Origin of the sequence: Streptococcus sp. 2018110 (assembly GCF_019754115.1) — a bacterium.
Classification (GTDB): Bacteria; Bacillota; Bacilli; order Lactobacillales; family Streptococcaceae; genus Streptococcus; species Streptococcus hashimotonensis.
Genome location: NZ_JAIJZO010000001.1, coordinates 48,801 through 63,453, shown reverse-complemented (window position 1 = coordinate 63,453; position 14,653 = coordinate 48,801). Strand labels below are relative to the sequence as shown.

Here is a 14,653-nt window from a genome sequence, read left to right as displayed (position 1 = left end):
TTTCTGTAATGATTGCTTCAAGCTACGCGATTAAGCGTTGATAGCGTTGATAACAACTTTTGTGTAAGGTTGACGGTGACCTTGTTTGCGGTGGCTACCTTTTTTAGGTTTGTACTTGAAGGTAACAACTTTTTTCTGTTTACCTTGTTTTTCAACAGTACCAACAACAGTAGCGCCTGCTACAAGTGGAGTACCCACAACAGTTTTCTCACCACCAACAAGAACTACTTCTTCGAAAGTAACTTCTTGACCTGCTTCAACGTTCAATTTTTCAACGTAGATAGCTTGACCGACTTCAACTTTAACTTGTTTGCCGCCAGTTTTAATGATTGCATATGTGCTCATTATGCACCTCCTATGATTTTTGGGCCTTGCCCGAATTTAATGTGAAGACTCGCCTAGTACCGTGGGACGAACCACTTTATATTGCTCAATAAAAATTAAGTTCAGACTAGGCGACGCGGACGCAGGTAGAACTTAGGTTCACCAAGTTAAGTCAACGACGTTTGAGCTTAATTTTTGCAGAGCAACGGCATTCGTGCGGTTGCACAGGATGTGTGCATAGTCAACAGTCCTATTATAACAAAAACACCTGCAAATGCAAGTGTTTTGTATCGCTTTTCTTACATTTCGAAAACTTCGCTCTCCTGCTTGTTTGGCAAGAACAGTGAGAGGACGATTCCGACAAGAGCTGGTAATAACCATGCTAATGATTGTCCAGCCAATGGCAGAGCTGAGATGATTTTTAAAACAGCAGTCCAGTTGAATTGTCCTGCTAACACTTCTACCAATGACAAAGCTGTCACTACTCCCACAGTTAATTGCATACCATAAGTGGAAAGCGGTACAAATTTGTTAACAATGGTAATCAAGACAATACAGATAGTAATTGGATAGAGAACCAAAAGAACTGGAACTGAGAAAGTGATGATATTGTTCAAACCGAGGTTAGCAATACCAAAACCAATCAAAGTAAAGATTGTCGCATACACTTTGTAGCTAAAACGTGGGAAACGCTCAGCGAAAAATTCACCTGAAGAAACAATCAAGCCAGCCGTTGTCGTAAAGCAAGTAACGATAACCATGGCAGCTAAGAAAATTTGTGCACCTGGCCCAAAAATAGCCTGTGTTGCTTGCGAAAGAATGTAAACACCCTTGTTGGTATCGGAAGCCAAAACATCAGCAGGAACTGGGAAATGATTACCTAGGAAAGCCAAACCGACATATAGTGCTGAGAAAGCTAAGGCTACAACAAAACCAACAGACCAGATGGTTGAAACATATTCCTTCTTGCTGGAGAAACCAAGTTGTTTTAAGGTATTCACTGCTACAACACTAAAGGCAATTGAGGCAAGGGCATCAAGGGTGTTGTATCCTTCAATAAATCCTGTACCAAATGCCTGTCCTGCTGAGTAAGCATCGGCTGCAGGAAGTGGATTTGTAGAACCATATTTAACAATAGCTAGCACCACTAAAATCACAATCAAAATGGCAAAAACAGGGGTTAAAATACGTCCGATACTGTTTAAGATTTGAGATGGATTGAGGGCAATCAAATAAGCTGCCACAAAGTAAAGAGCTGTAAAGCCAAACAACCAGATACCCAGATTCGCATCGCCCAACAAGGGTGCAATACCAATTTCAAAGGACGTTGTTGCTGTACGCGGAATGGCAAAGAAAGGACCGATTGCCAAATACAAGGCAACAAGATAAACAGTCGCAAATGCAGGCGAAATCTTACGAGAAATCTCATGTACATAACCTTTTGGGTTTAAGGTACCGACGATCAAGGCAACGACAGCAATACCGACACCCGATACGACAAATCCTAAAATAGCTGGCCAGAAATTCTCACCAGATAAGACACCAAGTGCAGGTGGGAAAATCAAGTTTCCTGCACCAAAAAACATACCAAACAGGAGTAAACCTGTTAGCGCACCTTTTTTCATAATAACTCCTTTGTATTTTTTCTGAAGTCTTATTATATCATACAAATCCGATTTTTCCGAACGATTCGTATTAAAAAACCCAGCAATAACTGGATTTACATGTATGTCGAAATAATTGTAGGCTACAGTAAGTCCTCAATCAAACTATCCACTTCGTCTTTCACTTCCTCTTTCGGTGTGATTTCAGTTACGATAATCCCAGCCACAGCACGTTCTACCAAGCCTTCTACATCCATACGGGCTTCGTACTGCTCGACATTTTTAATTTTAGGGTTGGTTTTTGGACGGTCAGGGGCAAAGATGGTACAGCAATCCTCAAATGGCTGGATGGAAATGTCAAATGTATCAATTTCTTGAGCAATATCAATGATTTCCAACTTGTCCATGGTAACGACTGGACGGATAACAGGTGTATTTGTCACCGCATTGATAGCCTGCATGGATTCCAAGGTCTGACTGGCCACTTGTCCTAGACTTTCACCATTAATAATAACCATGGCACCACGCTCTTCCCGTACTCGGTCTGTAATCCGCATCATGAAGCGACGTGTCAAGGTCATCAAATAAGCTTCAGGTGCCTTTTCCTTGATTTCTTCCTGAATTTCTGTAAACGGCACTTCGATAAAGGTGATATTACCACAAAAGGCAGTCAATTTACGAGTCAAATCATGGGCCTTTTTAAGTGCACCTGGGCTAGTATAAGGCGGACTTGCAAAGTGCAGAGCTTCGATTTCAACCCCACGTTTAAGTGCTAAATAGCCCGCAACAGGCGAATCAATACCACCTGATAGCATGAGCGTACCCTTGCCAGATGTACCAACTGGAAGACCGCCTGCCCCCTTGATTTCTTCATGGGAAATATAAGCAGCGTCAGGACGAATCTCCACTCGCAAGGTAATATCTGGTGACTTCATTTGCACTTGCACATTTGGAATGGCTGTGAAAACCGCATCTCCAAGGACTTGGTTGAGGTCACGACTATCCAATTCAAAACTGTGGTCGCTACGACGTGCCGCAATCTTGAAACTCATCCCTTCTTTGTAAATAGACTGCATAATCTCCACAACCGCCTCTTTCAAGGCTGGAACAGACTTTTCAATCTTATAAGACGGTGCAAAATTTTGGATACCAAAAATCTTCTTCAAAGAAGCTGAGACTTCCTGATAATCTGCCCCGTTCAAATAGACATGACCACGGTCACGGTCAAAATAAACCGTCACTTCTGGGTAAACAGAAAGGACATACTTGATATTATTGCGGAGTTTGTTAACAAACCGCATCTTGTTTTTCCCTTTAGTTGACAATTCGCCATAGCGAATCATAATTTCTGAATAGTTCATTCTACCTTACTTTCTGTGTATTTTGATAAATTTGTTTGAAAATCGTGAGGAATTGTTCAATTTGCCCCATATCGTTGTCATCATCCAAGCTGATACGGACGGCAGTTTGAGCCAACTTCTGCGGAACACCCATAGCAATCAGTGTTCCAGCTGGTTTTCCAGCCTTGGATGAGCAGGCTGAGGTGGTCGAAATGTAAATCTGGTGATCTTCAAAGGCGTGGACAATGACTTCGCCTCGAATATTCTTAATCCCAAATGTCACAATGCTTGGCACAAAGTCCTCTAGCCCAGAAAAGACTGTCACATCGGCATATTTGCCCAATTCATCCACAAGGATCTGCTTCATGGCTGCCAGTCGCTTCTGGCTATCTGCTGCCTTATCCAAAGTCAAGCGGAGTGCTTTAGCCGTCGCAGCAATACCAGCCACATTTTCCGTTGTTGAGCGTTTGTCGCTTTCCTGTCCTCCTCCTGTCAATAGCGGAGCGATTTTCTTGCCAGCTTTGACATAGACGAAACCTACTCCTCTGACAGAGTGGAATTTGTGACCTGAAAAACTGGCGAAATCAACTCGGTCTGTCAAATACCCTTCCGTTGGCACCTTGCCGATAGCCTGCACAGCATCCACATGGAAAGAAATGGTAGGCTTATCAGCTAACAGTTGAGATATTTCCTGAATGGGCTGAATGGCACCAATTTCATTGTTGACGGCCATGATAGAAACCAGTGTGGTATCTGGACGAATCAAGCTTTCTAAGGCTGAAACATCCACAAAACCTTGGGCATTGACCGGAGCCAAATCCACCTCAAAACCTTGCATTTTGAGCCAAAGTGCTGATTCTTTTACCGCTGGATGTTCAATTGCTGACACGATGATGTGCTTGCCCAGATGTGCCTTTTCAAATGCCACTCCCTTGATGACCCAGTTGTCACCTTCCGTACCACCTGAGGTGAAAAAGATTTCTTTGCTATCCTTGCCTAGCAATTCTGCGATTTGCTTACGGGATGCTTCTAAAATACGGGTTGCCTGACTGCCTAGACTATGGAGGCTAGAGGGATTTCCCCAGATTTTTGTCGCCACTTCCGTATAGGTCTTGAGAACTTCTGGATAGACCTGTGTCGTTGCTGCATTATCAAAATAGATCATTTTTTATATTCCTTTTATTGCAATAGTCCTATTTTATCATGTTTTCATGCCTTTCGGCAATCTTTAAGATAGTTTTAAACTTCCTATCTTAAACTAAAGGTGGAGGTACATCATGAATACACGTAAGAATACAAATAAAAAACCGGCTGGTTTAACTAATTTTCAAAAATATTTAACCTTTATCGGATCTATTTTAGGGATTATCACTGCCTGCATCACTATCTACAGCTTTACAGCAAAACCTGCAACATCCTCAACATCTCCAAGTACTACCATTTCATCATCCAGCGTCACTGGCCCCAGCCAATCATCAAGCGACAATCCATTAACAGAAGTACAAGATTCAACAAGTTCAAGCTCCGAAACAACATCCTCAACCCAAACCGAGACAAGCTCTTCAGTAGAGTCTACTGCATCTTCCTCGTCTACAGAAACGTCTACTACCCAAGCTTCGGAGACAACGACAGAAACCAGCACTAATACAGAGGTAACTAGTGGGGCATCCGAAACGACTTCTAATCAATAGCACAAAAATAATTGTTTCACTTTCTTGGATTTGATATACTAATTTCAGGAGGGTACAATATGAAATACGTCATTCTAAAAACGCCGATTTTCGTTTGGCTACTGATTTTTGCGCTTATACAAATCTTCGCCTTATCGTCATTTTTACCAGAACCATTTGATACTCGTTCATTGCTCCCCATGGGAATATTAATCGGCTGTTCAATCAGGGTTTCCAGTGAAGTTAAGGACCAGGATGGCCAGTATGCTCCATTTAAGTACTTATGGTGGGTCATTCTAGGATGGACTGTAATCGGTATTCTATTTGGTATCACTATAAAAGCACCACTAGAATTGCACATTGCCCTAATTGTACATGCAATCGCAGGAGGAATAGGCTACCGCCTTATTGAACGTTATGCAGTTTATCGCTATCATTATTTACAGACTAAAAAGAAAGGCTAACCCTTTCTTTTTTGCTTGCTATAATCTATTTCTTATCTCATCAATATCTGCTTGACTAGTTGACCAGCTGGTCGCAAAGCGGATGATACTGTGGCTATCGTCGTATTTTTCCCAGAAGCCATAGGCAATTCCAGCTTCTGTCAATCTAGTCAATTCTTCATTCTTAACAATAACGAATTGCTGATTGGTCGGGGATTTGAGATAGAATTGAAAGCCTTTCTCTTCCAAAATCTGGATCAGTTGCTCTGCCATTGCGATAGCATGACACCCCAATTCAAGATACAAGTCATCAGTAAATAAGCAATCAAACTGGACACCCGTCACTCGTCCTTTCGCCAACAAGGCACCATGGTGTTTGACGATTGATACGAAATTCTTAGGCTGGTTGTTCTTGGTGAAGACCAGAGCTTCTCCCAACAAAGCACCAAGTTTTGTCCCTCCGATATAAAAAACATCGGTCAGCTCTGCAATTGTTGGCAAATCAAGATCCGTATCGCGAGCTGCAAGACCGTAACCCAAACGAGCTCCATCTAAAAAAATCGGAATATTATGGGTGCGGCAAACTTGGGATAATTCTTCCAACTCTGACTTGCTATAAAGTGTGCCATACTCTGTTGGATGGGAAATATAGACCATACCAGGATGAACCATATGGGCATGATTAGCATCTGCGTAGAAATCGGAAATATAGTTCTCAACTTCACTTGCGACAAGTTTACCATCCGTATGCGGTAAAGCCAACACTTTATGGCCTGTGAATTCAATTGCTCCCGCTTCATGAACTGCAATATGACCAGTATCCGCCGCAATGACTCCTTCATAGGAAGCTAACATAGACGAAATGACAATTTGATTGGTCTGAGTGCCACCTGCTAAAAACGTAACTTGTGCATGAGGACAGTCCGTAGCAAGTCTGATTTTTTCGATAGCAGATTCAGTATATTTATCAGTGCCATATCCAGATAAACCTTCTTGGTTGCTTGCAACTAAGGCTTCTAGCAAGGCAGGATGAGCACCTTTGTTATAGTCATTTTCAAAATGTAACATATCACAGCCTCCTTGATATAATATAACAAAAAAGCCTGTTAATCCAGGCTTTTCAATTTAGTCCACCCTGAGGGAATCGAACCCCCATCTCAAGAACCGGAATCTTACGTGATATCCATTACACTAAGGGTGGAAAGGAAAAACTTGCACAAGGCAAGTTTTTATATGAATTACAATTCAATGTCACCGAAAAGGTCAGCCATTGAGAATCCAGATTGAGTTTCTGGCAATTCGTAATCACGTTTTTCTTCACGTTTTTGACGACGTGGACGTGGAGCACGTTTTTCAGCTTTTTCTTCACCTTCAACTGCTGCTGGACGCTCTTCCAAAGCTTTGATAGAAAGTGATACACGCTCATCAGCTGCGTTCACTTCAAGAACTTTAACAGTTACTTCTTGACCTACTGACAAAGCGTCTTTCGGATTTTCAACACGTTTGTGTGAAATTTGTGAGATATGTACCAAACCATCGATACCTGGCAATACTTCAACGAAAGCACCGAAGTCAGTCAAGCGTTTTACTTTACCTTCGATTACATCGCCAGCTGCCAATTTTTGCTCAACGCCATCCCATGGACCAGGCTGTGTAGCTTTCAATGACAATGATACGCGACCTTCAACTTCGTCGATTGCAAGAACTTTAACTTCAACTTCTTCACCAACTGTTACAGCTGATTTAGGAGATACGTTACGCTCGTGTGACAATTCAGTCAAGTGCACCAAACCATCTACACCACCAAGGTCGATGAAGGCACCAAAGCTTGTGATACGTGCAACTTTACCAGTCACAACTTCACCAACTGCCAATTTACCGAATACTTCAGCACGTGCAGCTGCAGCTTCTGCTTCAACAACGTCACGACGTGACAAGATGAAACGGTTCTCAGCAGGATCAACTTCTTTGATTTTAGCATCAAATTCTTGACCTACAAAACGCTCAGTGTTACGAGTGAAACGGCTGTCGATCATTGAAGCTGGGATGAAACCACGAAGACCTTCAAATTCAACTGCAAGACCACCTTTAACGGCACGAGTTACTTTAACTGTAACAACTTCTTCTTCACGACCAACAAGCTTGTCCCATGCTTTACGTGCTTCCAAACGTTTTTTAGATACAAGATAAGTAACAGTGTCTGTATCTTTACCAACAACTTGGCGAAGTACTAACAATTCAAGTGTTTCACCAACTTTTACAAGGTCATTGATATCAGCATCACGGTCGTTAGTCAACTCACGAAGAGTCAATACGCCTTCAACACCAGTACCTGAGATAGCTACGTTTGCTTGACCAGCATCAACTGTCAATACTTCTGCAGTTACCACATCACCAGGTGTAACTTCGCTTACACTGTTCAACAAATCTTCAAATTCGTTCATTATAAAAAAACCTCCGACAATCAGGTCTTTCGACCCAACATAAAATATATTTTATTTAAGGCACACGCAAGGACAACAACAATTAGACATCTTTGACGAACTAGACTATATCTAGTACCTTTACTGGGGTAGCTGGATTCGAACCAACGCATGAGGGAGTCAAAGTCCCTTGCCTTACCGCTTGGCGATACCCCAAAACATTTTCTAAGATAGTATTCTGAAATGAACTCGGGCTAAACGCTGTGTAAAAAAGATAAGTCGCCTAGCAAATCAGGATTTGCAGTCAACTTCCTATTTTTACTATGCGTTTGACGCCCTTAGTATCTTAGACATGGAGAGAGAGGGATTCGAACCCCCGAACCCGAAGGAGCGGATTTACAGTCCGCCGCGTTTAGCCTCTTCGCTATCTCTCCGTGCACTAACAGTCACTATTCTAACATAAAATAGCGACTATTACAAGCCTTTTAGTGACTTAAATTATAATTTTCAATAATATTTCCGACTGCTTTTTCTAATTTTTTGTAAAAGCTTTCGGTATTTCCATTTTTAATAACTGCAAAGTTATTTTCAGCCAATTCTGCAATTTCTCCAATTACTTTTTTACCTATAACAAGGCGGTAGCCAGGGAACTCTTCTCTATTGACAAGAACTTTGCTATCTTCAATCTGAATTTCAATTTTTTTATCTTTTTTACTCATTTTCAAACCTCACTTTTACTATTCTACAAAAAAAGAGAAGAGCTTGCAAGTGCAAGCCTTCTGAAATTAATCTACTTCGACAATCCAGCCTTCTGGCGCTTCAATATCACCAAACTGGATACCTGTTAATTCGTCATATAATTTACGAGTGACAGGTCCTACTTCTGTTTCACTATGGAAAACATGGAGTTTGTCTGCAATCTGAATACCACCAATTGGTGAGATGACTGCAGCTGTTCCGCAAGCTCCTGCTTCGACAAACTGGTCTAATTCTTCGACAAGAACTTCTCGTTCCACTGCCTTCATTCCCAGACGATGCTCTGCCAAATACAAGAGAGAATACTTGGTAATGGACGGCAAGATTGATGGCGAAATCGGTGTGACAAACTCGTTATTGGCTGTAATACCAAAGAAATTAGCAGACCCTACTTCTTCAATCTTGGTGTGGGTAGCTGGGTCCAGATAGATGACATCTGAGAAGCCCTGCTTTTTAGCATATTGGCCCGGCAAGAGCGATGCTGCATAGTTACCACCAACCTTAGCCGCCCCTGTTCCATTTGGTGCCGCACGGTCGTACTTGTCCTGAATGAGGAAGTTGGTCGGAGCCAAACCACCCTTGAAGTAGTTTCCGACCGGCATGGCAAAAACGGTGAAAATGTACTCTTCTGCTGGTTTTACGCCGATGATGTCGCCGACACCAATCAGGAGCGGGCGGAGATAAAGGGTACCACCAGTTCCATAGGGAGGAACGTAGTCCGAGTTGGCTTTGACCACCTCTTTACAAGCCTTGATGAAAAGGCCAGTCGGTACAGGCTCCATGAGCAAGCGGTCAGCTGTTCGTTGCAGGCGCTCAGCGTTTTGGTCTGGACGAAAGAGCTGGAGTTTTCCGTCCTTAGCGCGATAGGCCTTGAGGCCTTCAAAAGCTTGCTGGCCGTAGTGAAGGGCTGGTGAGCTTTCTGAAATGTGCAGTTCCGCATCTTCTGTCAGCTGTCCCTCAGACCACTGGCCGTTTTTGAAATGAGCGATGAAGCGGTAAGGTAATTTCATGTAGGAAAAACCAAGGTTTTCCCAGTCGATTGTTACTGTCATAGGTATTCTCCAAATTTATTTTTTATTATTTTACTACTTTTGAAAGTGATTTTCAATTAAAAATTCAGAAAATTTTGTGAATATGAGAAAAAGCCTGGTAAACCAGACTCTTACTCTTTAAAAACAAACTCTAGTTCAATTTCAGGAGAAATTGCCTTAAACAAATTTTGATAGTAAGTTTTGGCTGACTCTTTTATGTCTTCCTGATAATCTGCTAGAAACGTTTCTTGTTCTGCTGACTGAAATTCATCTGTGATGAGTTGGGCAGTATCGATTTCTTCCGTCGCAAAACTCAGTATCTCTCCACTCTTATCATATAAGGTATAAGGTTCTTCTGCATCTAATTCCAATCCAATGACTTCAAAGGCTGGAAGGTTAATTTTGTACCGATTTTCAGAAAGATGTTCAATAGATACAGGACTTTTGATACCAAATTTTGCCTTGTACTTGATGATTAAGAGGGCTGATTTTTCTGAGAAAGGCATTTCTTGACCAAATAAGACCGTGTAGTTTTTAGCGGTCACAATTTTCTGGACAGCTGTATTTAGAAATACCAATTCATTGACTTGCTCGACAGACTCAATAGCCGTTTGGACACTTACTTCCTGCTGATTACTCTTTTCACCAGAGATGTAGCCGTACCCCCATACACCACACAATAACAGAAGGAAGGACAGAACAAGCCATAGATAGACTTTTATAGTGAAAAATAATTTGATAATTTTCATAAGATTTACCTCCCCTACAGTATAGCAAAAAGACTGCTTTGCGAGCAATCTTTTCATCTTTTTAGTCTATCCAGGTTCTGAAGACTTCTTCATCGGAAATGGTATCCGAAATGAAGCTGCCGTTGCTGGTGCGTTCAGACAGGCTAAGCTGGGTCACATCAACCTCATAGAGTTTACCTGTTTTGGACTGCACGTGAAGGATTTGACTAGTCGTTTCATCTTCATTTGCTGTGCTAAAGAGGTCAAAATCCCCCTGGTCCGTCAAGACTGGACCAGCCGCAAAGACACGGTGAGGCTTAGCCTTGAGTTCGCGAAGCACCTGCAAACCACGCTTGGCACGGCTGGTCACAGGGATTTCCTCCGCCGCCATCCGCTTCAAACTACCACGCTGGGTCAGGAGATAGACGGAGCTGGTATTGCTGATAAAGGCCGCAGCCACCACATCCCCATCCTTGAGGTTGACCGCCTTGACACCGGCCGCCTTGGCACCGATGATTGGCACTTCTTCGATGTTAAATCGCAGAGCGTAGCCCTTTTCTGTCATGAGCATGATGTCGTCTAAGACCACAGGCGATACGGTAATGACCACATCATCCGCATCTTTGAGTTTGGCATACTTGGTTGACTTGGACTTATAAGTCCGCCATGGCGTGAACTCCTTCCGCTCCACACGCTTGATTTGACCGTATTTAGTTACCGCGAAATAAGTTCCCTCTTCAAAATTCTCAACCAGTTCAGCGAAGATAACCTCTTCATTGGTATCAAAGTTCATCAAGGTCTGACTCAGGTGTTCACCGATGTCTTTCCAACGAATATCTGTCAGTTCATGGACAGGTCGGTAGATAACATTTCCAAGATTGGTAAAGAGCAGGAGATGCTGGGTTGTCTTGGCATTCTGCAAGAAAATCAGCTGGTCATCCTCTCGTTTGCCCATTTCTTCAAGGGTTGAGGCATTGAAAGAACGTGGACTGGTCCGTTTGATGTAACCCGCCTTGGTCACGCTGACAAAAGTTTCTTCTTCGACAATCAAGCTGGCGGTGTCAATCTCAATCGCTTCTGCCTGATCCTGCAATTCACTCAAACGAGGGTTGCCAAACTGCTTCTTGACCTCACGCAGTTCCTTCTTCATAAGATTGAACATGGTGCGCTCATCGCCGATAATGGCTGCCAAGGTCTGAATCTGCTCGCGTAGGGCTGCTTCTTCATTTTCCAAGGTCACAATGTCGGTATTGGTCAAGCGGTAGAGTTGCAAGGTCACGATTGCTTCTGCCTGTTCCTCGCTAAACTCATAGCTGACTTTCAAGTTTTCCTTAGCATCCGCCTTGTTTTCAGAGGCACGGATAAGGGCAATGACCTCGTCCAAAATAGAAATAACACGGATCAAGCCTTCTACGATATGGAGACGTTTCTCTGCCTTTTCCTTGTCAAACTTAGAACGAGCAATGATAATCTCACGGCGGTGGGCGATGTAGCTAGACAGAATTTTCTGCAAGCCAACCTGACGCGGTGTGAAATTGTCAATCGCCACCATGTTGAAGTTGTAATTGATTTGTAAGTCGGTATATTTGTAAAGGTAGTTGAGAATGGTTTGCTCATCGCTGTCTTTTTTCAACTCAATGGCAATCCGCAGACCTGTACGGTCTGACTCATCACGCACCTCAGCAATACCAGGCACCTTGTTGTTGACACGGACATCATCAATCTTCTTGACCAGAACAGCCTTATTGACCTCGTACGGAATCTCGGTTATGACAATCTGTTTCTTACCTGCCTTGAGTTGCTCAATGTCACAACGGCTACGGACAACGACACGACCCTTACCAGTTTCATAGGCCTTCTTGATTTCGTCAGCCCCTTGGATAATGGCACCTGTTGGGAAGTCTGGCCCAGGCAGGAACTCCATTAGCTTGTCCAAGCTAGCAGTCGGATGATCAATCATGTAAACAACGGCATCGATGACCTCCGCCAGATTATGCGGCGGGATGTCAGTCGCGTACCCTGCTGAAATTCCTGTCGCTCCATTGACCAAGAGATTAGGGAAGGCAGCTGGTAGCACAGTGGGTTCTTTTTCCGTATCGTCAAAGTTCCAGGCAAATGGTACTGTCTTTTTCTCGATGTCGGCCAGCAAATAACCTGCCATTTCCGACAGGCGAGCCTCGGTGTAACGCATGGCCGCAGGTGGGTCACCGTCCATGGAACCGTTGTTTCCGTGCATCTCCACCAAAATCTCGCGGTTTTTCCAGTCCTGACTCATGCGGACCATGGCATCATAAATAGAGGAATCACCGTGTGGGTGGAAATTCCCCATGATATTCCCGACTGACTTGGCGGACTTGCGGTAACCCTTGTCAAAAGTGTTGCCGTCCTTATTCATGGAATAAAGAATCCGACGTTGCACGGGCTTTAGACCGTCACGAATGTCCGGCAAGGCCCGCTCCTGAATAATGTATTTGGAGTAGCGACCAAAGCGCTCTCCCATGATGTCCTCAAGGGACATGTTTTGAATGTTAGACATAAATTAAGATACAAAGGGACGATTCAGTCCCGTGTTCAGTTAGACAGACTAGCTGAACATTCCTTTCTTTGTTTCTTGTCGAAAAATTTTCTTTTTTACTTTTTTTGATAATCGCCTTAAGTAGTGAGAACGGAAGAGACCTTACAATTTCTATTGCTATATCCTTAGCTAAACATTAGTTCTTTACCTAAGTTCTCTGATAAAAGAAAGCAATCATATCCCCTACTCTATCATAAAGATTATCATCAACATATGCTAATTTCTCAATTTCTAGTTCCTCATCATCAATCAAATTTTCTTGATAAGCTTGAGCATACTCACCACACGATTTTAGATAATCCATTATTAAAACTAACTCTTGCTTCTGTTGAGAAGAAAGGACTTTTCCTTTATAGAGAGTCTCCTTTATGAATCGACAGTAGTCTGAGTGCTCTTCACACCAATTGACATTGCCATTTGCTTGAGCTTCCCAGCGAAGTTTTTCTAATTGTCGAAGTAATTCACCTTGTAAAGTAGAAGAAATCCCGTATTTAGGCACATCTGCTCGCCAAATTGAACGTAGAACCTCTGTATGCTGAGAAGCATACGGAACTTTCTTAAGTTGCTCGATAGTTGGCTTTTTTCTTAAAAACTTTATCATAGCTACTCTTCCACTTCCCACTGACTTGCTTGCCAGCTTCTAAAGTCATCGACATCTGTTTTGATTAATTTCAAACAGGCATTAAGGACAAAGGCATCATCAAGTAGACCTGCTCCAAGGATGAAATCTGGTAAGGCATCAATAGGACTGAAAAAATAAATCAAAGCACCTATAATTGCAAGGATTGTCCCTTTGGGTAACTTGCTGTAATCTCTACGGATATAGCTTCGCACCATGGAAATCAAGCCTGGAATAGCCGCAAACTTATCTCCACCAAAAGGCATACGAGACAGTTTCCGTTCCGTGCTATGTAAAAAATGTTCTAATTTTCCTTGCTCAGATAGCAAGCTTTCTGCATGTTGCCGAGTTTTGGAAGATTGCCAAATCTTCAATGCTTGGTCAAATTTCTCTTCCAACTCCTGTTTATTTTTAAATGGCTTGCGCTTTCGAGCCCATTCAGACAACCGTTTTTGAAAACGGTCAGTTAATTTTCCTCTTAATGGCATAAAACACCTCACATAGTTTGTCTTTGCTAGATTTACAAATCCTCAGTACGATATAGGTTGTAACCCTCATAGAAATAAGAATGGTCGATGCCCTTGAAATAAGTAGCCTGACCAAGATCTTCCGTTAAGGCTTGCAATAACAGATATTTAAGCTCTCCTGTTGACACATGGCTTCTAACCATGGCATTGAAATACTCATCTTTATCAATGCTATTCCAATCAACCACCTTGCCCAAACTATCCCGTAGCATACAATCCAACCAGATACGCATACTGCGTCCATTTCCTTCTCGGAATGGATGTGCAATGTTCATATCCGCATATTTTTCAACGATTTCGTCAAAGGTTTCATGAGGTAGCTTGTCAATATAGGCCAAAGACTGCTCAAGAAAGATTCGTGGAGCGAATTGAAAATTATCTTTGGCAATGTTGACATCACGAATTTTCCCTGCAAAGTCGTAAATATCCTCAAATAAAGCCTGATGAATGTGTGCCAAACCTGCAAAAGTCCCAAATTCTATCTGGAATAACTGGCCAGTTTCGAACAGTTGAGCTGCTTTTTTCTTGCTGATTTGTTCTTCAAGACGGGCTAATTCAGCCGAATTTTCAATCCCAAATTTATTTTCTAAAACCATATGGCACCTCAACTTCC

Annotated in this window: 15 protein-coding genes, 3 tRNA genes and 1 other annotated feature; of the genes, 2 read left to right on the top strand and 16 right to left on the bottom strand. The window is 42.6% G+C overall.

The window, feature by feature from the left end:
* Window positions 1-30: 30 nt before the first annotated feature.
* The 4 genes from rplU to K5Q34_RS00305 all read right to left on the bottom strand — a co-directional run bounded on the left by rplU (window position 31) and on the right by K5Q34_RS00305 (window position 4,433).
* The gene (rplU, locus tag K5Q34_RS00320; RefSeq protein ID WP_002941330.1) at window positions 31-345 is read right to left on the bottom strand and encodes a 50S ribosomal protein L21; all 315 of its coding nucleotides are present in this window, start codon (window positions 343-345) and stop codon (window positions 31-33) included.
* A gap of 35 nt (window positions 346-380) precedes the next feature.
* Window positions 381-556 (bottom strand) — a sequence feature (ribosomal protein L21 leader region).
* A gap of 67 nt (window positions 557-623) precedes the next feature.
* On the bottom strand, window positions 624-1,952 hold the full coding sequence (brnQ, locus tag K5Q34_RS00315) for a branched-chain amino acid transport system II carrier protein (protein ID WP_398578124.1): 1,329 nt from the start codon (window positions 1,950-1,952) through the stop codon (window positions 624-626).
* Between the two features lie 119 nt (window positions 1,953-2,071).
* Window positions 2,072-3,289, bottom strand: a complete 1,218-nt coding sequence (gene thiI, locus K5Q34_RS00310) for a tRNA uracil 4-sulfurtransferase ThiI (protein WP_172115720.1) — start codon at window positions 3,287-3,289, stop codon at window positions 2,072-2,074.
* 1 nt (window position 3,290) lies between these two features.
* Window positions 3,291-4,433 carry a cysteine desulfurase family protein gene (locus tag K5Q34_RS00305; RefSeq protein ID WP_221864330.1) on the bottom strand — a complete coding sequence of 381 codons (1,143 nt, stop codon included), beginning with the start codon at window positions 4,431-4,433 and terminating at the stop codon, window positions 3,291-3,293.
* Between the two features lie 112 nt (window positions 4,434-4,545).
* On the opposite strand from K5Q34_RS00305, the gene K5Q34_RS00300 reads away from it, so the two are divergent.
* Together K5Q34_RS00300 and K5Q34_RS00295 are read left to right on the top strand one after the other, a co-directional pair.
* Window positions 4,546-4,959, top strand: a complete 414-nt coding sequence (locus K5Q34_RS00300; RefSeq protein ID WP_221864329.1) for a DUF6556 family protein — start codon at window positions 4,546-4,548, stop codon at window positions 4,957-4,959.
* Between the two features lie 59 nt (window positions 4,960-5,018).
* Window positions 5,019-5,402 carry a hypothetical protein gene (locus tag K5Q34_RS00295; protein ID WP_024406291.1) on the top strand — a complete coding sequence of 128 codons (384 nt, stop codon included), beginning with the start codon at window positions 5,019-5,021 and terminating at the stop codon, window positions 5,400-5,402.
* Between the two features lie 18 nt (window positions 5,403-5,420).
* Here K5Q34_RS00295 and K5Q34_RS00290 read toward each other — a convergent pair whose 3' ends face one another.
* The 12 genes from K5Q34_RS00290 to fic form a co-directional block, all read right to left on the bottom strand.
* Window positions 5,421-6,449: a low specificity L-threonine aldolase gene (locus tag K5Q34_RS00290; RefSeq protein ID WP_221864328.1), complete on the bottom strand. Its 1,029-nt coding sequence runs from the start codon at window positions 6,447-6,449 to the stop codon at window positions 5,421-5,423.
* Window positions 6,450-6,510: 61 nt separating this feature from the next.
* Window positions 6,511-6,582, bottom strand: a tRNA-Arg gene (locus tag K5Q34_RS00285).
* A 37-nt stretch (window positions 6,583-6,619) separates the two neighbouring features.
* Complete coding sequence (gene rpsA / locus K5Q34_RS00280; RefSeq protein WP_013730343.1) at window positions 6,620-7,825, bottom strand: 30S ribosomal protein S1; 1,206 nt, start codon at window positions 7,823-7,825, stop codon at window positions 6,620-6,622.
* A 123-nt stretch (window positions 7,826-7,948) separates the two neighbouring features.
* Window positions 7,949-8,020, bottom strand: a tRNA-Gln gene (locus K5Q34_RS00275).
* 137 nt (window positions 8,021-8,157) lie between these two features.
* Window positions 8,158-8,238, bottom strand: a tRNA-Tyr gene (locus tag K5Q34_RS00270).
* A 51-nt stretch (window positions 8,239-8,289) separates the two neighbouring features.
* Window positions 8,290-8,523: a DUF2969 domain-containing protein gene (locus K5Q34_RS00265; protein ID WP_012775068.1), complete on the bottom strand. Its 234-nt coding sequence runs from the start codon at window positions 8,521-8,523 to the stop codon at window positions 8,290-8,292.
* A 66-nt stretch (window positions 8,524-8,589) separates the two neighbouring features.
* Window positions 8,590-9,612: a branched-chain amino acid aminotransferase gene (locus K5Q34_RS00260; protein WP_202845840.1), complete on the bottom strand. Its 1,023-nt coding sequence runs from the start codon at window positions 9,610-9,612 to the stop codon at window positions 8,590-8,592.
* A 110-nt stretch (window positions 9,613-9,722) separates the two neighbouring features.
* Window positions 9,723-10,340, bottom strand: a complete 618-nt coding sequence (locus K5Q34_RS00255; RefSeq protein ID WP_202845839.1) for a DUF4230 domain-containing protein — start codon at window positions 10,338-10,340, stop codon at window positions 9,723-9,725.
* 61 nt (window positions 10,341-10,401) lie between these two features.
* The gene (parC, locus tag K5Q34_RS00250; RefSeq protein WP_221864327.1) at window positions 10,402-12,855 is read right to left on the bottom strand and encodes a DNA topoisomerase IV subunit A; all 2,454 of its coding nucleotides are present in this window, start codon (window positions 12,853-12,855) and stop codon (window positions 10,402-10,404) included.
* Between the two features lie 187 nt (window positions 12,856-13,042).
* Window positions 13,043-13,495, bottom strand: a complete 453-nt coding sequence (locus K5Q34_RS00245) for a hypothetical protein (RefSeq protein WP_105179465.1) — start codon at window positions 13,493-13,495, stop codon at window positions 13,043-13,045.
* A 2-nt stretch (window positions 13,496-13,497) separates the two neighbouring features.
* Window positions 13,498-14,001: a YkvA family protein gene (locus K5Q34_RS00240; protein WP_172115728.1), complete on the bottom strand. Its 504-nt coding sequence runs from the start codon at window positions 13,999-14,001 to the stop codon at window positions 13,498-13,500.
* A 32-nt stretch (window positions 14,002-14,033) separates the two neighbouring features.
* Window positions 14,034-14,636: a protein adenylyltransferase Fic gene (fic, locus tag K5Q34_RS00235; RefSeq protein WP_172115729.1), complete on the bottom strand. Its 603-nt coding sequence runs from the start codon at window positions 14,634-14,636 to the stop codon at window positions 14,034-14,036.
* Window positions 14,637-14,653: the final 17 nt, after the last annotated feature.